The organism is Prevotella sp. AGR2160 (assembly GCF_000424185.1).
Taxonomy (GTDB): Bacteria; Bacteroidota; Bacteroidia; order Bacteroidales; family Bacteroidaceae; genus Prevotella.
The window spans coordinates 42,573-64,551 of the sequence record NZ_AUJK01000005.1; the positions used below are offsets into that span (position 1 = coordinate 42,573).

A 21,979-nucleotide genomic window follows, 5' to 3' on the forward strand; every position below is an offset into this window, starting at 1 on the left:
AGCGCCCGTAGGAGCTGTCCTCTTCTAGATTATTTACTGTAAATTTTTCTGTTCTGTCCGTCAGAATAGTTGATGATATTGATCCCTCGCTTCTGTAAATCATTGAAGCGTTTGCCATCAACACCATATACAGCCTTTACGCGATGTTTACCCTCTCCGGTGTCAACAGATGAGATGCCATCCGTCAATGAAGCCGCAGCAGCCTTGCTCAGTCCGCCAAACTCGTTGACAGATTGTACCTTGTAGTTTCCACTGCCAGGAATTTGACAGGAAGTAGATGTCGTGATATCAACCACCTTACCATCCTTGGAGACCACATAACAGATGGCGAAGTCAACAGGCTGCCATGAAAGCGTACCCTTACTGATGGTTACCACGGGGGCCGCGCATGGCTCACAGGTCAGTTCCGGATTCCAGGCATCATCCTGGCCGCACACATTCTTCACCGTGTACTGCGCTGCCTGTCCGGCAGTAAGGACGGCGGTCTCACTGTGACCATAGACCTTGTTTCCGTCAGCATCGGTATAGTAATACTCCGTGCGCCGCTGTGAGAGATCGACGGGATTGCCGTCTTTGTCCATCGTGTTATATTCAGCCCAAAGAGCAGGCAGGCCACCCATTGTCTCATACCAGCCGGTTGCCGGAATCGTGACCAATGCCTTGGTGTTGATAAAGAGAGTCTTCGGATACTCATGCCACGGACGTCCGAGCCACACACTGGTCTGCGAGGGTTCACCAGGCGCCGTAATGACATTGTTGAGGAACACATAGCCCCACTTGGCATTCTTCCCATGATTCGGCGCGACGATATAACCGCCGGTCTTACGGACGATATTGACCGTATCGTTAGTGATCATCACGTCACCCTTGCCGTAGAAGAAGTCAACGGCACCTTCTATCCAACTGTTCGTGATGAAAGCTCTGTGACTGTCGCTGCCACCTGTATACCATGTGTCCTGATAGGACCGGAGTTTCATATTGTTCATGATGAGCTTGTCACCATTGGAGCAGAGGGCGAGCGCCTGTGGACCGTCGTTCTGCTCAACGCCGTAGCTGTTCTGCAGGTCAACCCCCTCTATATAAACATGATCAGCCTCAATATCCATTGTCGCGCCGTCATTGATACCATAGGGATCACCGCTTCCTGACTTGCGGTTGTCACTGATCGTCACGAGATCCTTGTCCTGTCCGATGATATGAAGATAAGGCTTGTTGGCGGGAATCATGACATGACCGGTATAATCACCTCTCTTGACAAAGATCAGCCAAGGGGTCGTGCGGCCCTCGGGAGCGGCGGCGATGGCCTCCTGGAGTGTCAGATAGTCGCCCGTTCCGTCCTGTGCCACAACAGCGTCATAGAGACGGGACTCTGGCTGCGTGCGCTGCATCGTGGTAAAGGTGATCTGCGTGCCGTCGAACGGGTTTCCGTTACGGTCGGTGATTGCGCCCTGAGGAAGAGAGAACGTGTAGTTCGTATCATATTTCAGCGGACCATACTTATAGATAGCGGTCTTACCACTGATGATCGGTTGCAGCGTCTCTCCACCGAGGGTGGCATCACCTGCGCCAGCCTTGATCTTCTCGTCGAAATTCAGGATGATAGATCCTGTAGCGCTGACGTCAGTGGCGTTGTTCTCCGGGTTGGAGCTGACCAAGACCGGAGCGGAAGCATCAGCAGAAGCATTATTCTCGCCAAGCACGTAGACCTCTCCGAGCGTCAAGCCGTCATTGGCGTATGCCACACCGACCTTCCCGCTCTCTGTATCGGGATACCACCGCACATAGACGCGGTCCTGATGACTGAACGCATCGGGCAGCGTGATATCCTGAACGTCTGTCCAGTTACGCTCCGGCATATCGAACGTCCCCACGGTGGTATAGTTCTCCCCATCGGTAGAAGCCTGTTCGTAGTAGCGGGCATAAGAATTATAGTTGTTGCCCAGCAGACTGCTTACCGTCACATGCTGATAATTCTTCGTAGAGAAACTGATCTCAAAGAAATATTTGTCATCGATATTCCGCCAACAGGACGCGCCGTATCTGCCTTTCTCCTGTCCGTTCTCATGGCCACGCGGGAGCCAGCTTGAGGTCGTACCGGCATCGTTATGGAGGGAGAGGAGACCGGCATTCTCCGTGTCGGACTTGAAGTCGGCGGCACGCTCCGATTTCGGCGTATCCTCGTAGAAATCCCAACCCACGATATAATCGGCAGCACTGTAGTTGGCCGTGACCTGCTTGTCACCATCCATCTTGATGGTTCGCTCGGGATTGGTGGTGTTGTCGTCCCAGGAGATGAACGTCAGGATTTTATTGTTGGTAGCCGTAAGCTTCACCTCTGTTCCATTCTCATACTGATGGACGCCATCCACCACATGTCCTTCAGGTTCCACCGTCACCATATGGACAAGGGCACCGTCGGTCGTATGGAGGTTGAGAGCGTATACGGTGGCCTTCTGATAAACGGCCTTCAGATCCATACTATGGTCTATCGTGAACGTATACGGATTTCGCTCCGAGACATAATTACCGTCGGCATCCTCCCATCCGAGGAAATGGTAGCCGAAATTCTCGGTCGTCGACAACGTCACCTCCGTACCTTCATCAAAGACGGAGCCATTGGGACTGACCGTCACGGTGCCGGCTTCCGGCGTGGGATTACTGACATGGAGCGTATATGACTTTACCTCGACGGCCTCACCGGAGAAATTACCCGTGAGCACGACATCACGGATACCATGCTGCTTGCTGTTGGCCAGTTTCTTCACGTAGATCTTCACCGTCACAGGCTCACCGACCGACACAAGGTCGGAGATATCGAAAGAATAGTCGCTGAAATGTGCCGTTGTCTTGTCGTTGCTGCGGTTCGGCGTGATATTCGTGGCCAACGTCACCTGCTTGTCTCCTACGGCTGCGACGACATCATACTGTCCACCACTGGTGCCGAACTTCGAAGCTTTGAAAGCGAACTTCGTAGGTACGAAGGTGAAGCCTTTTTTCGGTGTCAGCGTGAAGGTGATGGCATCAGCCTCCTGGTCGTCAGCCACGGAATTGGTCTTAGGCTGGAAAGCATAATAGGGAGTACCATCCACACTCTTGTCCATCGGCGTGAGATCACTGCCTACTGTCATGGAAGCTACCGATACCAGTCCCTGAGCCGACATCGTGGCATTCATATCACTCTCGCCAATGGTGCCTAACGGCCATGTCGCCGTAACATTATCCTGGGCCTTCGCCGCATCGATCTTGATAATAGAGCCACTGACAGGAACGGTCACGGTCTGTGAGCCTTGTGTAGCCGTAATGGTCCCGCTGATAGCCGTCTGGCTGTCATCGGTGATGTCATACTTTACATAGAAGGTATTGACGACCATAGCGGCATCATAATGGAGCTTGACCGATGAGGCCCATGTCGTGTTGTCCGTACTCAGCAGCATACCACCGGTAGCCGTGAGCGTGATGTCGCCGTTCTCAGGACTGAGTTCGAAACCCTTGATGGTAGCCTGTTTGGAGAGCGTCTGTCCCTTGAAGCCACTGCCAAGGGAGAGCTCTGTAGGCGTGACGGCGAGTTCACTGCGGAGGTTGACATGGTCGGCCAGGATGCCCTGGGCTTTCATCTGCCGGGCACAGAGGCGGGCAACGAGCATAGCGCCGGTCTCGTTGAGATGGGTGCTGCCCTGACCGTCGAAGAACAGGGTGTTACATTTGGCATCGCCGTATTTCTCATACAACTCCTTCGTGAGGGTCGTGAGGTCGATAAACTGTACGCCCATGGAGTCGGCAATCAGCTTCATCTGATAAGGATAATCCATGGAGTGATCATCGGCAGCCACACGCTGACCGGTCACCGGCCCGTTGGCCGTAAGTTTGGAGAAGCTGTCGCCAAGATCGTGCTGTCCCGCACGCCGGATGACATTGCCGTCGAAATATTTCCGGCAGATCGGACTGACGAGGACTGGCGTGCAACCGGCGGCGCGTGTCTCATTGATAAACTTAATGAGATACTGCTTGTAGGCCCCGGTAGGCACGGTGCCCGTAGTCGGTGTCGCGTCAGCATTGGCCTGATCACCGATCCTGGTGTAGTAAGCCTTCAGCTCCACACCATCCATGCCCTGGCTCTTCTCATCGTTGTGGGCAAACTGGATGAGGACATAATCGCCGGCAGACAGTTGCTTTTTCACACTGGGCCATAGGTTCTCCCCCTCATAGAAACTGCGGGTGGAAGCTCCTCCCTTGCCGCGGTTATTGACCGTTACACCATCGAGAAACTGCTGCAGATACTGTCCCCAGCCCCGCGTGACGGTGGAGTTGGGGTCGTACTGCGCCATGGTAGAGTCACCGATGGTGTGTACTTTAATGGCTTGGACAGCGATGACTCCGATCATGAGCATCGCTGCCAAGGTAGATAAGAATTTGTGTTTCATTTGTTTTGGTTTAATAGCGTTTCATGCCGCAAAAGTAGTCAAAAGCCACTAAACCTAAGGGGTAAAAAACACTCATATCATGGGTAAGAAAATATCAATCGGATATTTCTACCCCTTTTTCGCCCTGATTTTGCACCTTATTTCTATACTGACTGGGAGAAACGCCCACAGACTGCCGGAAGACGCGTGAGAAATATTTCGGATCGGAGAAGCCACAGGCGAAAGAGATCGCTGACACCGTCTCCGCCGTGTTGCCCAACATCGCACAGGCATGCTTGAGACGTGCCTCCTTGAGAAACTCTCCGGGAGTAAGTCCCACGAGCAATTTCATCTTACGGTTTAAGCCGGACACCGACACGGCGGCCTCAGCAGCCATGTCGGCGAGGTCAGCATCAGAGTCGGCGATATGTCGTTCCACATAGTTCATCACTCTGTCCATAAAGGCCTTATCAGCAGAAGACAACGCAGGAACGGAGACAACAGCTTCTGCCGGCTGTTCCTTCTCAGCAGTCACAGCCCCACTGGTTTTCTCTACCAGCGTGAGGTAAGCCGTCAGCGTCTCCTGCTGACTCTTCTTGATCTGCCGGATATAGTTTCTTACCCAGAGAATGGAAGCGACCAGTCCCAGAAGCAGCACTAATAATAATAGGTGGAACCACACCGTCTCCGTAAATACGGGTACGACCTCCACCGATAATGTTCTGATACGCGGGCTCCAGGTCCCCTCAGCATTCGTACAGCGCAGTTGTAACACGAACTTTCCCGGGGAGAGACGGGGAAGGGCCACCTGATTACTCGTCCCGAGGTAATGCCACGCCGAATCTCCCTCCATGCGATAAGCATACTGGATATCTTCCGGGCCACGATAGTCCAGGGCCGCAAAAGTGAGGACCAGGCTCCGCTCATCGCTCTGCAAACGGAGGTGCCGGATTGTATTGACGGCATAGCGAACGGGCTTATCGCCTACCGTCAGGGAAGTCAGCACAAGATCGGGCACATAGGTATCAGGCGCCAACACCTTTTCCGGCATGAAGACAGCGCCGTCGAGAAGTCCGATCATCCAGTCGCCATTGGCCTTTCGGAGTGGCGTCGCCTCGGAGAAATGCAGTTTCTCATGGAAGAACTGCGAGCCGAAGTTCCGACACTCCCCTGTCTTGGGGTTGAGCAGCATCAGACGGCTGCCGCTCACGGCAAGGATCTGCCGGCCCATCACCGCCAAAGCCTGGATGGCATCACTGCCCAGTCCACAGGTGGTATTGAAATGCCGGAAAGCAAGATGGCTGTTCAGTAAGTCAGTGGAGAGGATCTCATCGATGCCTCCGCTCTCCGTAGCGATAAAGTAATGGCCGTCCAAACGCACCATACTCATACAGGCACTCGCCGCAAGACTCGCTGCACGCCCCGGCTCGCGCTTGTTGACATATACTTTTCCGGGATTCTTCGTGCTCATGGTCACAAGGCCTTCCGTTGATGTTGCCATCAGCAGGTCATGGGGCAAGAGATAGATGCGGCGCACCCTGTTCTCTACACCAACCCGGAAGAAACGCAGACGGCCGTGGCTCAGACAGACGATGCCATGGCCCATAGTGGCCAGCCACAGCCGGCCATAACGGTCTTCCTTGATATCATAGACACGGAGGTCCGCCGTTCCTTTCACCCGTTCCACCAGAAACCGGTCCTTGTGCCACCGTAGTCTGTAGAGTCCGCCGGGCTTACACCCTAAGAACATATCGCCATGCGACGACTGACAGATGGAATAAACCGGTGCGGCAAAAGGAACTGCCGACCTGCTCAGCGTGCCGGCAGCGGAGAGGAAGAGCGGCGATGCCGGGTCCTTCGTATACAGGCGCACGCCCCGATCCTCTTTTGACGTCATCCAGTAACGACCGTCATGATCACGGAAGAAGCACTTCCCTTCTGCCGGCTGAGCGAAAGCACATCGGTCGACACGCTGGGCTACCGACCTGTCCAGAAGGAGCCGTCCTTGGTCAATGGTCCATACCAATCCCTGCCGGTCACGCAGTACAAACGTCAGTATTCCCTGCTGATGCCTACTGACGCCATTGCCATGTCCGTGTCTTCGCTGAAGTCGTCCGGCCTCTGCCCTGCTGACGTTCATGAAAGTTCCCGTCTTCAAAGAGAAATGATACCAATCATGGTCGGTCTTACAATTCAGGATGTCGGGATGATCATCATTGATGGCAATATTACGGATCCGGTCGGTGCTCATGCCGCTCTTGTCGCCCGGCCTCGTCTTGAAGGTCACGAACTCCCGGCCATCAAAACGGTTGAGCCCATTCCATGTCGAGAGCCAGATAAAACCATACTGATCCTGTAATATCTGCGTGATATGATCGCTGGATATCCCTTCGTCTTCCCCGTAAACGACCCGCTCCATACCGGGAGCGGCGGAAAGGGGCTGAAGACTAAACACGGTCAGCAGAGCAAGTAGCCAACACTTCATAACTGATTGCTTTTAGATAAAAATGATTGAAGCTCCAATACTTCACCAGCCTTCGTCGGAATGTCATAAAGATAGGAAGGAGGCAACACTGTGGCCGGAATCTTATGCGGATCCTTGACAATAGGATCCGGCATGTCGTAGGGTTGCATCAGAGGATTGGTATTCCGACCAACAGCCTCTTTCGGTAACGAGCCATCAGCGAATATCAACGGAGAAGCCGTGCGCAGACGGAGATTGCCACCTAGGGTCGATCTTATTCGCAGACTCGTCACCTTCCCCTCTTTCCAAGACAGTAGCTCTACGACGAAGCCACCCCGAGAGCGCAGGCCCTTCACGCAGCCCCCGGCCCTCCATGCTGACGGCAGAGCCGGCAGGAGATGCAAAAAACCGGCATGCGACTGCACCAGCATCTCAGCAATGGCTGCCGTGGCACCAAAGTTGCCATCGATCTGAAAAGGCGGGTGGGCGTCAAACATATTGGCATAGGAGCCACCATCGGAGGAACGGATGGTTACGTTTGGATTGAGGAGTACCAGTTGGTTCTTCAAGATCTTCAGCGCATGATCACCATCCAACATCCGCGCCCACAGGGCTTCTTTCCATCCCATGGACCATCCACGGGCTCCATCGCCACGCCCGACGAGACTCTTGTGTACGGCTTGAAAGATGGTAGCATTCGTATACGGCGACACCTGACTTCCCGGGAAAGCGCCCCACAGATGGGAGAGATGCCTATGCGGCGTGGTCTCATAATCCCAGTCTTCTTGCCATTCCTGCACCTGTCCGTATCGCCCTATCCTATAGGGGGTCAGCCTTCCTTTCAGAAGGGCCAACGAGTCGGCAAAGGGATCATCGCCAAGGATGCGGGCTGCTGTCGCGGTGTTCTTGAGCAGATCGTAGACCATCTCGTTATCCATGGCGACACCTCCGAAGACAGCGACATTCTTCGCCTTGCCGGAAGCTGTCATATACTTGAGATTCCCCGGATGATTCTCAGGAGAAGTGCTGGGACAGACCACCAGATAGTGGGTATGGGGATCTTCGACGAGGAAATCCTGATAGAACTGCGACGCCTTCTTCATCACAGGATAGACATCTGACAGATATTTCTTGTCTCCGGAGAAGAGATAGCGTTCCCACAGATGGGAACAGAGCCATGCGTTGCTAGTAGGCCATACGCCGCAGGTGTTATTATCCACGGCTCCTGTCGTACGCCAGATGTCGGTATTGTGATGCACCGTCCATCCCCGTGCGCCATACATTCTTCTGGCGGTCTCGGCACCGGTCATACTGACGTCCTTTATCATATGGATGAATGGCTCATGACACTCCGCGAGATTGGTAACCTCGGCAGGCCAGTAGTTCATCTCGACATTGATATTCGTCGTGTATTTGGAGTCCCATGCTGGATATTGACGGGCATCAGGATTCCACAGTCCCTGCAGATTCGCCGGCTGCGTGCCCGGCTGTGAGGAGGAGATGAGCAGATAACGGCCAAACTGGAAATAGGTGGCCGCTAGCTGCGGATCACTGACCGTATGAAACTCCCGGATACGTGTCTCCGTGTCCTTACACTCCTGCAGGGCATTGTCGCCGAGAGAGAGGTCTACCCGGTTAAACTGTTGACGGTAGATCTTCTCATGGTCAGCAAGCGCAGAGGCATAATCCTTCCTACGGGACTCATAGTCATGCAGGAAAGCCAGGGCTGTGGCACAAGCATCACCACTGACGTCGTCATAGTGTTTGAAGTTGGTAGCTTGTGAGATGATGATCGTAGCATAGCTGGCCCCTTTCACCGTCAATGTCGGTGCGTTATCCGCTTCACATGTGAGGCCTCTGTCCTCTACATGGGTCGTTGTATGGGCTATCACGCCATCACAGTCAACGATACGGATATATGTACACAGATTCAACAGATTATCAACATGTTCGCTTTGTACCGTGGCAGGGCCAAGAGTTGCCTTGATGGTACGGTCGTCATAGAACATGTTCGACTTGAGCTGATTGACTTTCGTCTTGTTACACCCCGAATAGCAAAGGCTGAATTGCAACTTCCCTCTCTTACTGGCTTCGAGACGGACTATGGTTACATCATCGGCAAACGAGGTGAAGACAGTTCGGCTGTAACTGGTCTTACCGACATTATAGTTGACATGACTCGTTGCGGTATTCATGTCAAGCAGATGAAGATACTTGTTGTATTTCCGATGGGGGAAACTGATGAGCAACACACCGGCGCCACGATAGGTAGCACCATTACTCGCCGGTGAGGTCCAATTGCGGACAATCAGGTCCTGTACGGACGCGTACCTGCCCGCAAAGATACTGTCACGCACCTGTCCCAACACCTTCAGGGCATTACCGTTATAGTTCTGGTTGGGTCCCTGGTTCCAGTAAGTATCCTCGTTCAACTGCAGCGTGTCACATTCGACACCGCCGGAGTGCATCACGCCGAGTCGCCCGTTGCCCAACGGAAGGGCTTCCTCCCAATAAGCTGCGGGGCGGCTATACCAGAGCACGTTTTTGTTTCCTTTGAGACGATAAGGATTTTCGTCCGCTGATAACCGATCAAGAGGCAAGGCAGAGAGCAAGAGCGTAAAGGCAAAGGTAAGAATGATGGTTGTCTTTTTGTTCATTGAGTCAGTTTGTTTAGATACCCCACCGTCTGTTTCGTGGGGCTATAGTTTGTTTCGATGACAAAAGTACAAAAACTTTTCCATTTTCTTCCAGGATTCACGATATTTTTTGCCTATTCCATACACATGGAATGGCATCGGAACCTCCATACGCATCGTTTCCGAGCCCTATAGCCGCGACTTCCGCCCCCTTCGTAGAGACATGATTCATCATGTTCCGCAAAACGGGTATTTTTTTCTCCTTTCTTGATAGTTTCCATCTCAGCGAAAATGCGTAACTTTGCCCTCGGAAACGCAAAACAGAGAAAACTAAGATGAAAAAGATCGACGTAACACAGACGGCGGGACGGACAGCCCTTGGCAACTTCGCTCCCGCCTTCGCACACCTCAATGATGACGTGCTCTTCGGAGAAGTATGGAATCGTAATGACCTGCTCAGTCTCCATGACCGCAGCATGCTCACGGTGACGGCCCTCGTGAGCATGGGCATCACCGACAGTTCCCTGAAATACCACCTCGCTACGGCCAAGCAGAACGGGGTGACGAAGACGGAGATTGCCGAACTGCTCACGCATATCGCCTTCTATGTAGGCTGGCCGAAAGCCTGGGGCGCCTTCAACCTCGCCAAAGAGGTATGGAACGGCGATACGGAGGCTACGCCGATGAGCCGGGAAGCCTACCAGCAGACGCTGATGTTCCCCATTGGGGAGCCGAATGTCGCCTATGCGAAATATTTCAAGGGACAGAGTTACCTCGCTGCGGTCTCCGACCGGCAGGTCGTGATCCACAACGTCACGTTTGAACCCGGCTGTCGTAACAACTGGCATATCCATCACGCCACGAAGGGCGGTGGTCAGCTGCTCCTCTGTGTCGGCGGCGAGGGCTGGTATCAGGAATGGGGCAAGCCGGCGCGCAGACTCCTGCCCGGCGATGTGGTCAACATCCCCGCAGAGGTGAAGCACTGGCATGGTGCCGCCGCCGACAGTTGGTTCTCCCATCTCGCCATCGGCGTCGCCGGTGAAAATACGAGCAACGAATGGCTCGAGCCCGTAAGTGAGGAGGATTACAAACGCCTCGATGCTCCGAATGAGTCAGGGAAATAATCATCGTCCCTACTAGCGGGACATGATCAATCATGTCCCTACATTATTTCACGGCGGGAACGACACAGAGGAAAGTGGCATCCTCGTCCGACTTGTTGGCGAAGGCATGGGAATGGCCTTCGGGACAATAATGAACCTGTCCGGCATGGCAGACTTCCTCCTGACCGTCATAGGTGAACGTGAGCGTACCACTGACGACATAGATCACCTCACACGTTCCCTCGTGCTTGTGGTATCCGGCATAGTCACCGGGCTTCAGCGTGGCCATGTTGATACGCACGTGTCCGTCATAATAGTTACGGGATTCCATCGGGCCCTTGCCGCCCTTGAAGCCATCAGCGATGATGGGCTCAATCTTCTTGTGATCAATAATCATAATGTTTTACTATTTAATTTACAGGAGCGGAACATGATGAATCATGTCCCTACTTTTACTTTTTTACTTCTTTACTTTTTTACCTCTCAATGGGCGGAACATGATCAATCATGTCCCTACCTCCGTTCTTTGAAAAAGCGCTGCATGAGATTCCGGCACTCCGCTTCAAGAACACCTTTCGTAACGGTGGCTTTCGGATGGAGGGCATGGGGCGCGAAACGACTGAAACCGCGCTTCTCATCACTCGCGCCATAGACGATACGGGAGAGCTGCGCCCACCCGATGGCACCGGCACACATCACACAGGGCTCAACGGTGACATAGAGCGTGCAGCCCTGGAGGTATTTCCCGCCAAGGGCATTCTCAGCGGCCGTGATGACCTGCATCTCGGCATGGGCCGTGACATCATGGAGCGTCTCCGTGAGGTTATGGGCCCGGGCAATGATCCGGTCCTGACAGACAATGACGGCACCGACGGGAATCTCCCCGTCGTCATAAGCGGCCACAGCCTCCTTCAAGGCCATACGCATATAATGCTCGTCCTTCTGTTGTTGCGTCTCTTTTTCTTCCATACTGCAAATTTACGGGTTTTCTTTTGATTTTTCAACCGATTTTTCTTATTTTTGCAAAAATAATAGACTAAGAAAATGGCAGAACACAATGAAGAAGGTATCTGGGGCGAGGAAGTCGCACAGGGAGAACTGGAGCGGCAGGGCTATCTCATCCTTGAGAGGGACTGGCGCAACAAACACCGAGACATCGATATCATCGCCTTGGAGAACGAGACGATGACGCTATGTTTCGTGGAGGTGAAGACCCGGTCTGACGATACCATCCAGAGTCCCGAGGAGGCTGTGGACTGCAAGAAGATCCGTAATCTCGCCTATGCCGCCAATGCCTATCTGCGTTACTGTTCCATCCGATATAAGGCCATCCGTTTCGACATCATCGCCGTCGTCGGCAAGCGACCGCAGGTGAAGCGCATCGACCTTATCAAGAATGCCTTCAACCCCATGCTCGTGCTGTAGGGACATGATTTATCATGTTCCGCGATGTTGGGACATGATTTATCATGTTCCGCGATGTTGGGACATGATTTATCATGCTCCGCCCATATAATGAAACTATAACGATATCATCAATGAGAAAATATACGATCAAACGGAAACGACTCAACGAGACCGATTCCACAAACAACTACCTCAACGCCCACCTCGCCGACTTCGAAGGAACGGACATCGCCGTCGTGGAGACAGAATTTCAGAGTGCCGGCCGCGGACAGGGCACGAATACCTGGGAGAGTGAGAAAGGGGAGAACCTCCTCTTCTCCATCCTCTGCCATCCCGTCGGCGTCCCTGTACGTGAGCAGTTCATCGTCAGTATGGCAACGGCGCTCACCCTCCGTGACGTCCTCACCCAATACACGGACGGTATTTCCATCAAATGGCCGAATGATATCTATTACCACGACCAGAAGATCAGCGGTACACTCATCGAGACCCACATCCGCAAAGGACAGATCAGCGACTGCATCCTCGGCATCGGCATTGATGTCAACCAGAAAGCCTTCCATAGTGACGCCCCCAATCCCGTCTCCCTCTATCAGATCCTCGGAAGGGAGGTGAACCGTGAGGAAATTCTCCTGCAGATCATCGATAAGCTGCAGCATTACCTCACGATGATCGAAGAAAACCGTTACCAGGAGATCATCGATCTCTATATGTCCTATCTCTACCGCGGTACGGGCTTCTGGCCCTTCCGCGACAGCAACGGCGACTTTGAGGCCGCTATCGTGGAGGTGGAAGACGACGGGCATCTCGTCCTCCGCGACCGCAGCGACCGCTTCCGCTCCTACCTGTTCAAAGAGGTGCAGTTCATGCTGTAGGGACATGATTCATCATGTTCCGCCGTCTAACTGAAAAATTATTCTCAAAAAAATAACAACAACAATGGCAAGATTTAAGCGTATTCTGCTCAAGCTCTCCGGCGAGAGCCTCATGGGCAAACAAGGATTCGGCATTGACCCGGAACGTCTCTCCGACTATGCCAAACAGATTAAAGAGGTACACGACATGGGCGTCCAGATCGGTATCGTCATCGGTGGCGGCAACATCTTCCGCGGACTCAGTGGTTCCCAGAAAGGCTTCGACCGCGTTAAGGGTGACCAGATGGGCATGTGCGCCACCGTCATCAACTCCCTCGCCCTGAGCAGTGCCCTCGGCGCTATCGGCGTAAAGACGAAGGTGATGACCGCCATCCGCATGGAACCGATCGGCGAGTTCTATAATAAATGGAAAGCCATTGAGGCCCTCGAAGCCGGATATATCTGCATCTTCTCCGCCGGTACGGGTAATCCTTACTTCACTACGGACACGGGCTCTTCCCTCCGCGGCATCGAGATCGAGGCCGACGTCATGCTGAAAGGCACGCGCGTAGATGGTGTCTACACGGCCGACCCCGAGAAAGATCCTACGGCTACGAAGTTCTCCGAGATCACCTACGACGAGATCTACAACAAGGGGCTGAAAGTGATGGATCTCACGGCCACGACGATGTGCAAGGAGAATGGTCTGCCCATCTATGTCTTCAATATGGATCAATACGGCAACCTCAAGAAGGTCATGGACGGCGAGAACATCGGCACGCTTGTAAAGGCATAAAATGAAAAACGAGGACGGCAGCGTCTCATGACCTGCCGTCCTCGAAAAGACATAAAAAAAAGACTCACAAATCAATGTAAGTCTCTTCGCTTGGTTGGGATACCCGGATTCGAACCAGGAATGACAGGACCAGAATCTGTAGTGTTACCATTACACCATATCCCAATGTTTCTTGCAACCCCTATTGCTTGATTGCGAGTGCAAAGGTACGACTTTTTTTGAAACCTCCAAAACTTTTTCCTACTTTTTTTCATAAAAACTCAAAAAAAATTCCTCAACCCTTTGTCAGTACCAATAAAAAGGGGTAAATTTGCAGTCGCAATATAAAAGACTAAATGGAAGAAACAAAACAACTGGTGGAGACCATCACCGATGGAATCCAGGATAAGAAAGGGCAGGACATCGTCATCGCTGACCTGCAGAAGATCGACGGCGCCATCGCCAAATATTTCGTGATCTGTCAGGGACAGTCACCGACACAGGTAGAAGCCATCGCTGAGTCTATCGGCGACAAGGTACGGGAGCATCTCCACGAGAAACCCGTCAATGTCGCAGGCCTCGGCACGGATCAATGGATCGCCATTGATTTCGTTGACGTCATGGTACATGTCTTCCTCCCGGAAGTACGCAAGTTCTATGACCTGGAGAATCTGTGGGAGGATGCCCAACTGACGAAGATCCCGAACATCGCCTAACCAACCAAGCAAGTATGAACAATCTCAATACAGAAAATTCTGAAAAGCCGCAGGGTCCGAAGCGGCCCCGCTTCAACTTCACCTGGCTTTACATCACTGTCCTGGTGGTGGCCATCTGGCTCTTCCTCTCCGGTAATGCCAACAGCATGGCCGGATCGGCAGCGCAGGATGCCACTTATACCAAGTTCAAGGAATATGTAGAAAAGGGTTATGCCGACCGTGTCGTTGTCAACAAGGACAAGGGCTCGCTGCAGATGTATGTCAAGCCGGAATGTATCCGCCTCGTCTTCTTCAAGTCCGCCAAGGAGGTGGGCCCGAACCCGTATGTCGATGTCGACTACGGTTCTCTGGACGAACTAGACAAGTATCTCACCGCAGAACAGCAGAAAGGCAAGATCAAAGACTTCAGTTATGAGAACGGGAAATCGAGTGATATCCTCTATTGGATTGGCAACCTCGCTCCTCTCGCCTTCTTCATCCTGATGTTCTGGTGGCTCGGCCGCGGTTTCAAAGGCGGCTCGGGCGGCGTCGGCGGTGTCTTCAATGTCGGCAAGTCGAAGGCAAAGATGTATGAGAAAGGAAACGACCTCGGCATCACCTTCAAGGATGTCGCCGGACAGGAAGGCGCCAAGCAGGAGGTGCAGGAGATCGTCGACTTCCTGAAGAACCCGAAGAAATATACGGACCTCGGTGGTAAGATTCCCAAGGGCGCCCTGCTCATCGGTCCCCCGGGAACGGGAAAGACGCTGCTGGCGAAGGCTGTCGCCGGAGAGGCCGGCGTGCCCTTCTTCTCCATGAGTGGTTCCGACTTCGTCGAGATGTTCGTCGGTGTCGGTGCCTCCCGTGTCCGTGACCTCTTCCGCCAGGCCAAGGCGAAAGCGCCGTGTATCATCTTCATCGATGAGATCGATGCCGTCGGACGTGCCCGTTCGAAGAACCCCGCCATGGGCGGTAATGACGAGCGGGAGAACACTCTCAACGCCCTGTTGACGGAGATGGACGGCTTCGGCACGAACTCCGGCGTCATCATCCTCGCCGCTACCAACCGCGTGGATATGCTCGACTCTGCACTGCTCCGTGCCGGACGATTCGACCGACAGATTCATGTCGATCTCCCCGACCTCACCGAGCGCAAGCAGATCTTCCAGGTACATCTCAAGCCCGTGAAGACGAATGATACTGTCGATGTCGACCTGCTGGCCCGTCAGACGCCGGGCTTCTCGGGTGCCGATATCGCCAATGTATGTAATGAGGCCGCGTTGATCGCTGCCCGTCATAACGAGGAGTCGGTAGGCCGTCAGGACTTCCTTGATGCCGTCGACCGTATCGTTGGTGGTCTGGAGAAGAAGACGAAGGTGATGACGGCCGACGAGAAGCGGACCATCGCCCTTCATGAGGCCGGTCACGCCACCATCAGCTGGTTCTGCCGTTATGCCAACCCGCTCGTGAAAGTCAGTATCGTGCCGCGTGGACAGGCCCTCGGCGCTGCCTGGTATCTCCCTGAGGAGCGTCAGATCACGACAAAGGAACAGATGCTCGACGAGATGTGCTCTCTCCTTGGCGGACGTGCCGCTGAGGAACTGTTCACGGGACATATCTCCACGGGTGCCATCAACGACCTTGAGCGTGCCACGAAGAGTGCCTATGGCATGATCGCCTATGCCGGTATGAGTGATAAGCTGCCGAATATCTGCTACTATAATAATAATGAGTATCAGTTCCAGCGTCCCTACTCTGAGACTACCGCCAAGGTGATGGATGACGAGGTGCTGAAAATGATCAACGAACAGTATGTCCGTGCCAAGAATATCCTCACGCAGCACAAGGAGGGCCACAACCAGCTAGCCCAACTGTTGCTGGAGAAAGAGGTGATCATGGCCGAGGATGTTGAGAAGATCTTCGGCAAACGGCCGTGGGTCAGTCGCACCCAGGAGATCATCAACGATGAGGAGCGCGAGCAGGAGGCTAAGGTCAAGGCTATGCCCGAGGTCCAGAAGGCTATCCAGGACCATGAGGACAGCAAGAAAGAAGAAGATAAAAGTAAAGAATAAAGATCCACTTGCAGGGGCCGTCCCTTGTGGCGGCCCGCCGTTTTTCGAAGGATAAATAGAAAAATAAAACAAAAGAATATGAGTGATAAGATGAAGAATCTCGTCGTCAGGGCCATCACCGGTGCCCTGTTCGTCATTGTCATGGTCGGTGGCTTTCTGTGGAGCCCCCTGTCTATGATCGTCCTCTTCGCCATCATCACGGGAATGACGATCTGGGAATATACCGGTCTCGTCAACGCGAAAGAAGGTGTGGCCATCAACCGTTTCATCACCACACTGGCTGGTGTCTATTTATTCCTCGCCACGGCCGGATGGCGCATGGGACTGACGAGTGACTTCATCGTCTTCATCCCTTATATCCTCACTATCGTCTATCTCTTCATCAGTGAGCTCTATCTGAAACAGCAGGACCCAGTCAATGACTGGGCATACACGATGCTCTCGCAGATGTACATCGCCCTGCCCTTCTCACTGATCAACATCCTCGCCTTCCACGTAGGAAGCACGGACGCGATGGGATATCCCGGTGGGATGATGGTGGATTATGACAGTCTGCTGCCGCTGAGCATCTTCATCTTCCTTTGGACGAACGACACGGGAGCTTACTGCAGTGGCTCCCTCTTCGGAAAGCATAAACTCTTCCCGCGCATCAGTCCGGGAAAGAGTTGGGAAGGAAGCATCGGCGGCGGCATCCTCGTTCTCCTCGTGGCAGCTCTCATCGGCTATCTCGCCAACAACGGTGACAACCAACATCTGCTGAACATGCCACAATGGATCGGCCTCGGACTCGTCGTCGTGTTCTTCGGTACTTGGGGCGACCTCGTGGAGAGTCTCTTCAAGCGCACCCTAGGTATCAAGGACAGCGGAAAGATCCTGCCGGGACACGGCGGCATGCTCGACCGTTTCGACTCAAGCCTCCTCGCCATCCCTGCTGCCGTCATCTATCTCTACACGCTAACGATATAAAAGTAAAAAAGTAAAAAGGTAAACTTAGGATAAGGTAAGGTCCCTTGCGGAGCTTTACTTCTTTACTTTTTTACTTCTTTACTTCTTTACTTTTTTACTTCTTTTACTTCTTCAGCAGGGTTACGACCCACTGTGCCGTCAGATCGGGCGCGACATTCGTGCCCAATTTGGCGTTCACTTCCTGGTAACCTTTCAGCATCTCTTCCCGTCCGGGAGCACCGGGAAGAATTTTCTGCAACTCCTCTGTCAGCTGGTCTACAGAGAAACGATCAGCCAGCATCTCCGGCACGACCTCCCGGTCAGCGATAAGATTGACGAGACTGATATATTTCACCTTGATGATATGGTTGAAGGCGAAACGGATCAATTTCGGCACCGGCGTCTCATAACATACCACCTCGGGCACACCGAAGAGGGCCGTCTCCAATGTTGCCGTGCCACTCGTGACGAGAGCCGCCGTCGTATGCATCAACAACGGATAAGTAGCATCGTAGACTATCGGATAAGGCATGTCCGGCACCACCTTTTTATAATAACTGTCAGGAATAGCGGGGGCCCCGGCCACGACAATCTGATAATCTTCAAAACGACTCGCCGCCTCCAGCATCGCGGGCAAATTATCCTTAATCTCTTGCTTTCTGCTGCCTGGTAACAAGGCGATGATCTCCTGCTGACCATTCAAGCCATGAGCAGCACAGAAATCAGTACGACTCTCCCGATAGCCATTCTTAAACTCATGGACTTCCTGCGCCGTCGGGTTACCGACATAATGGATGGGATAATGATGTTTATCCTCATAGAACGGCACCTCGAAAGGCAGAATAGAGAAAAGTTCCCGCACATCACGCTTGATGCTCTTGATGCGCCACTCCTTCCATGCCCATATTTTCGGCGAGATATAATAGTACACAGGTATGGCGGTATGCTTATGGACATACTTGGCAATATTGAGATTGAAACCGGGATAGTCAACCAGAATGACACAGTCGGGCTTCCACCGCAGGATATCCTCCTTACAGTGTTTCATATTCCGAAGGATCGTACCGGCATGCAGCAGGACAGGAACGAAACCCATATAGGCCAGTTCCTGATAATGCTTCACACGCTCACCACCGACCGCCGACATCTCATCACCACCATAGAAGCGGAACTCTGCAGCAGCATCATACTGCTTCAAGAAACGCATCAGGCGACTCGCATGGAGATCGCCCGATGCCTCTCCAACAATCAGATAGTATTTCATCAGTCATTGCCCTCCTCGTTACTGGATTCCTCACCACGCATCTTCTCCAAGAAGCGATAGTCGGTCACATCCATCGTCGTCGGTGTGATAGCGACATAGCCGTGCGTCAAGGCCCACTGGTCCGTATCCGTCGACTCCGGCTCGTCATTACGGTAGTGACCCACCATCCAATAATAAGGATAACCGCGGGGATGGCGTTCCTCTACGACTTCATTAACCCAGCTGCCCATCGTCATACGACAGAATTTCACGCCCTTGAAAGGCGGCTCCTTCGGGAAGTTGACATTCAGGCACGTACCCTTCGGCAGCCCTTCCTTCAAAACCTTCTCCACAATCGGACGGACATAGGCACTGAGATAGCTCAGATCGGCCTCCGTGTCATAGTTACAACTGGAGAAAGCCACCGACGGCAGATATTTCATGCAACCTTCCATGGCAGCACCCATCGTACCCGAATAATGCTCGTTGACCGTGGAGTTGTCACCATGATTGATACCGGAAAGGATAAGATCGGGCAGACGATGGAAACCGAGATCGATCGTCGGCACCTCATCAGGATGACAGAGACCGGCCAACGCCAGTTTGATACAGTCCACGGGCGTACCGTTGCACGACCACAGGGAGACACCCTCGATGGTATGACGGCGTTTCAGTCGCAACGGAGTAGTGGCCGAGAAGGCCCCGGAGAAACCGGAACGGGCACTCTCGGGAGCTACGACGAGGACATCATAATCGTCACGCAGCATCTCACAGAGATAACGGATACCACCGGCATGATAGCCGTCATCATTGGAAATCAATATCAATGGTTTTTGCTCTTTCTTCATATCAAATCTATATGTTTCACGCGTTTCACAATTTTTCAGTGCAAAATTACTAAAAAAAGGAGAATTAGGCGCATATCTCATTTAAAATGTGTATCTTTGCAATCAAAAGGTATTAGAACACGAAGAAAAATGGGCAAAATCATTGCTTTAGCAAATCAGAAGGGAGGCGTCGGCAAGACAACGACGACCATCAATCTGGCAGCCTCGCTGGCCACGCTGGAGAAGACCGTGCTCGTCGTCGATGCTGACCCTCAGGCCAATGCCTCCAGCGGTCTTGGCGTGGATATCAAAGACGTAGACTGTTCACTCTATGAGTGTATCATCGACCATGCCGATGTCCGCGACGCCATCTATACCACCGATATCGACGGCCTCGACATCATCCCGAGCCATATCGACCTGGTAGGCGCGGAGATAGAGATGCTCAACCTCGAGAACCGGGAAAAGGTGATCAAGAACCTCCTTGAGCCGATACGCGACGACTATGACTTCATCCTCATCGACTGTTCGCCATCCCTGGGCCTCATCACCGTCAACGCCCTCACGGCCGCCGACTCCGTCATCATCCCCGTGCAGTGTGAGTATTTCGCCCTCGAAGGTATCAGCAAGCTGCTGAACACCATCAAGATTATCAAGAGCAAACTCAACCCGAAACTGGAGATAGAAGGCTTCCTGCTGACGATGTACGACAGTCGTCTGCGCCTGGCCAACCAAATCTACGATGAGGTGAAGCGCCATTTCCAGGAACTCGTCTTCAAGACCGTCATCCAGCGTAATGTTAAGCTCTCCGAGAGTCCGTCTCACGGTCTGCCCGTCATTCTCTACGATGCCGAAAGTACGGGAGCCCGCAACCACCTGGCACTAGCAAAAGAAATTATAGAAAAGAACTCATAATGGCAGTACATAAGAAATATAATCTCAACACAAAGACCAACGCCCTGGGACGTGGTCTGGATGCCCTCATCTCTACGGAAGCTGTAAGCACATCAGGCAGCAGCACCATCAATGAGATTCCCATCGACGAGATAGAGCCGAATCCCAACCAGCCCCGCCGCGACTTCGATCCCGAGGGTCTGCAGGAGTTGGCCAACAGTATCTCACAGATCGGCATCATCCAGCCCATCACCCTCCGTCAGGTCAGCGAGAACCGTTTCCAGATCATCGCCGGTGAGCGCCGTTGGCGGGCTTCCCAACAGGCTGGTCTGAAGGCTATCCCCGCTTATATCCGTACCATCAAGGACGAGAATGTCATGGAGATGGCCCTCGTGGAGAATATCCAACGTGAGGACCTCAACGCCATTGAGATCGCTCTGGCCTACGAGCATCTGCTGGAGAATACGAGAATGACACAGGAGAAAGTGGCCGAGCGTGTCGGCAAGAGCCGTGCCGCCATCACCAACTACCTCCGGCTCCTCAAACTCCCGGCACAGGTACAGATGGCCTTGCAGAAGAAAGAGATCGACATGGGACATGCCCGTGCCCTGCTGGCCCTGGACTCTCCGAGTCTGCAGATCAAGCTCTTCAAGGAGATCCAGAAGAATGGTTATTCCGTCCGTAAGGTCGAGGAACTCGTCAAGCGCCTCAACAGTGGTGAAGATATCGAGACGAGCAAGAAGAAGATCCAGTCGCAGACGAAACTCCCCGAGGAGTTCAATATCCTCAAGGACCGGCTGTCCTCCTTCCTGAATACGAAGGTACAGATGACCTGCTCCGCTAAAGGCAAAGGCCGTATCTCCATTCCCTTCAACAACGAGAAGGAGCTGGAGCATATCATGAATGTCTTTGACAAACTCAACCAGCAAGGATGAAAGGATTATTGATATTTCTGATGTCCCTCTGCTCTTTTTCCGTGATGGCAGAAGAGACGGGACCGGCCTTTCTGGCTGACAAGCCGTCACAAGAGCAGCTCATGACGACAGAAATGTCAGCATCACACGACAGCGTCATGACGGCTGACACCGTCAAGGCCGTGACGATGGCCAAGGATAAGACAGCACATCAAGTACACCAGAGACGTGACTGGACGACATGGCGCCCCGACGTGAAGAAAGCCATGTGGTATGCTATCGTCCTCCCCGGTGCCGGACAGATCTACAACCGGAAATACTGGAAGCTGCCGATCATCTACGGAGGTATCGTCGGTTGTATCTATGCTATGAGCTGGAACGGCCAACAGTATAAGGACTATTCTCAGGCCTATATCGACCTCATGGATAACGACCCCAACACGAAGAGCTACGAGGAGTTCCTGCATCTGGGCAACAAGATTGACGCTTCCAACCTGAGTTATTATCAGCAGGTGTTCAAGAACAGAAAGGACAAGTTCCGCCGATGGCGTGACCTCAGTGCCTTCGTCCTCATCGGAGTCTATGCCATCAGCGTCATCGATGCCTATGTAGACGCCTCGCTCTCCGACTTCGACATCTCCAGAGACCTGTCCTTACATCTCGAGCCGGCGGTCATCCATGGTGGTGGAACCTACAGCTCACCCCTTCAAAACAACGCACTGGGAATTAATTGTTGTATCACCTTTTAAA

At 53.1% G+C, this 21,979-nt stretch carries 17 protein-coding genes and 1 tRNA gene; 10 read left to right on the top strand and 8 right to left on the bottom strand.

Annotated elements, in window-relative coordinates:
* Positions 1–29: 29 nt before the first annotated feature.
* The 3 genes from G604_RS13595 to G604_RS13600 all read right to left on the bottom strand — a co-directional run bounded on the left by G604_RS13595 (position 30) and on the right by G604_RS13600 (position 9,521).
* Positions 30–4,421: a pectinesterase family protein gene (locus G604_RS13595; protein ID WP_051220234.1), complete on the bottom strand. Its 4,392-nt coding sequence runs from the start codon at positions 4,419–4,421 to the stop codon at positions 30–32.
* Positions 4,422–4,515: 94 nt separating this feature from the next.
* The gene (locus G604_RS0105020) at positions 4,516–6,885 is read right to left on the bottom strand and encodes a helix-turn-helix domain-containing protein (protein ID WP_036904657.1); all 2,370 of its coding nucleotides are present in this window, start codon (positions 6,883–6,885) and stop codon (positions 4,516–4,518) included.
* A complete protein-coding gene (locus tag G604_RS13600; protein WP_051220235.1) occupies positions 6,882–9,521 on the bottom strand; it encodes a glycosyl hydrolase family 95 catalytic domain-containing protein in 2,640 nt (879 codons plus the stop codon). Before G604_RS13600 ends, G604_RS0105020 begins: the two co-directional genes overlap by 4 nt.
* 314 nt (positions 9,522–9,835) lie before the next feature.
* Between G604_RS13600 and G604_RS0105030 the strand changes: the two genes are divergently transcribed.
* Positions 9,836–10,624 carry a carboxymuconolactone decarboxylase family protein gene (locus G604_RS0105030; RefSeq protein WP_081657662.1) on the top strand — a complete coding sequence of 263 codons (789 nt, stop codon included), beginning with the start codon at positions 9,836–9,838 and terminating at the stop codon, positions 10,622–10,624.
* Between the two features lie 43 nt (positions 10,625–10,667).
* Here the strand turns inward: G604_RS0105030 and G604_RS0105035 are convergent, their stop codons facing one another.
* Positions 10,668–11,000 (bottom strand): cupin domain-containing protein, encoded by a 333-nt coding sequence (locus tag G604_RS0105035; protein ID WP_028909603.1) that lies wholly within the window; start codon positions 10,998–11,000, stop codon positions 10,668–10,670.
* A gap of 116 nt (positions 11,001–11,116) precedes the next feature.
* A complete protein-coding gene (locus G604_RS0105040; protein ID WP_028909604.1) occupies positions 11,117–11,572 on the bottom strand; it encodes a nucleoside deaminase in 456 nt (151 codons plus the stop codon).
* 75 nt (positions 11,573–11,647) lie between these two features.
* Here G604_RS0105040 and G604_RS0105045 point away from each other — a divergent pair, with 75 nt between their 5' ends.
* From G604_RS0105045 to pyrH, 3 genes are all read left to right on the top strand, one after another.
* Positions 11,648–12,028: a YraN family protein gene (locus tag G604_RS0105045; protein WP_028909605.1), complete on the top strand. Its 381-nt coding sequence runs from the start codon at positions 11,648–11,650 to the stop codon at positions 12,026–12,028.
* A 113-nt stretch (positions 12,029–12,141) separates the two neighbouring features.
* Entirely contained in the window at positions 12,142–12,885 is a 744-nt protein-coding gene (locus G604_RS0105050; protein ID WP_231376052.1) for a biotin--[acetyl-CoA-carboxylase] ligase, read from the top strand.
* Between the two features lie 64 nt (positions 12,886–12,949).
* Entirely contained in the window at positions 12,950–13,660 is a 711-nt protein-coding gene (gene pyrH / locus G604_RS0105055) for a UMP kinase (protein WP_028909607.1), read from the top strand.
* 91 nt (positions 13,661–13,751) lie between these two features.
* On the opposite strand, the gene G604_RS0105060 is transcribed toward pyrH, so the two are convergent.
* Positions 13,752–13,825: transfer RNA gene (locus G604_RS0105060), tRNA-Gln, on the bottom strand.
* A gap of 170 nt (positions 13,826–13,995) precedes the next feature.
* Here G604_RS0105060 and rsfS point away from each other — a divergent pair.
* The 3 genes from rsfS to G604_RS0105075 all read left to right on the top strand — a co-directional run bounded on the left by rsfS (position 13,996) and on the right by G604_RS0105075 (position 17,372).
* Positions 13,996–14,355 (top strand): ribosome silencing factor, encoded by a 360-nt coding sequence (gene rsfS / locus G604_RS0105065; RefSeq protein WP_028909608.1) that lies wholly within the window; start codon positions 13,996–13,998, stop codon positions 14,353–14,355.
* Between the two features lie 14 nt (positions 14,356–14,369).
* Positions 14,370–16,406, top strand: coding sequence for an ATP-dependent zinc metalloprotease FtsH (ftsH, locus tag G604_RS0105070; RefSeq protein WP_028909609.1), 2,037 nt, complete (start codon positions 14,370–14,372; stop codon positions 16,404–16,406).
* Positions 16,407–16,484: 78 nt separating this feature from the next.
* Positions 16,485–17,372 carry a phosphatidate cytidylyltransferase gene (locus tag G604_RS0105075; RefSeq protein WP_028909610.1) on the top strand — a complete coding sequence of 296 codons (888 nt, stop codon included), beginning with the start codon at positions 16,485–16,487 and terminating at the stop codon, positions 17,370–17,372.
* 103 nt (positions 17,373–17,475) lie between these two features.
* Here the strand turns inward: G604_RS0105075 and lpxB are convergent, their stop codons facing one another.
* Together lpxB and surE are read right to left on the bottom strand one after the other, a co-directional pair.
* Complete coding sequence (gene lpxB / locus G604_RS0105080; protein ID WP_028909611.1) at positions 17,476–18,615, bottom strand: lipid-A-disaccharide synthase; 1,140 nt, start codon at positions 18,613–18,615, stop codon at positions 17,476–17,478.
* On the bottom strand, positions 18,615–19,442 hold the full coding sequence (gene surE, locus G604_RS0105085) for a 5'/3'-nucleotidase SurE (RefSeq protein ID WP_028909612.1): 828 nt from the start codon (positions 19,440–19,442) through the stop codon (positions 18,615–18,617). The genes lpxB and surE overlap by 1 nt, the downstream gene beginning before the upstream one ends.
* A 129-nt stretch (positions 19,443–19,571) precedes the next feature.
* Between surE and G604_RS0105090 the strand changes: the two genes are divergently transcribed.
* From G604_RS0105090 to G604_RS0105100, 3 genes are read left to right on the top strand one after another with little or no spacing between them, the layout of a single operon-like run.
* Positions 19,572–20,336, top strand: coding sequence for a ParA family protein (locus tag G604_RS0105090; RefSeq protein WP_028909613.1), 765 nt, complete (start codon positions 19,572–19,574; stop codon positions 20,334–20,336).
* Positions 20,336–21,250 (top strand): ParB/RepB/Spo0J family partition protein, encoded by a 915-nt coding sequence (locus G604_RS0105095; RefSeq protein WP_028909614.1) that lies wholly within the window; start codon positions 20,336–20,338, stop codon positions 21,248–21,250. The genes G604_RS0105090 and G604_RS0105095 overlap by 1 nt, the downstream gene beginning before the upstream one ends.
* Positions 21,247–21,978: a DUF5683 domain-containing protein gene (locus G604_RS0105100; protein ID WP_028909615.1), complete on the top strand. Its 732-nt coding sequence runs from the start codon at positions 21,247–21,249 to the stop codon at positions 21,976–21,978. The genes G604_RS0105095 and G604_RS0105100 overlap by 4 nt, the downstream gene beginning before the upstream one ends.
* Position 21,979: the final 1 nt, after the last annotated feature.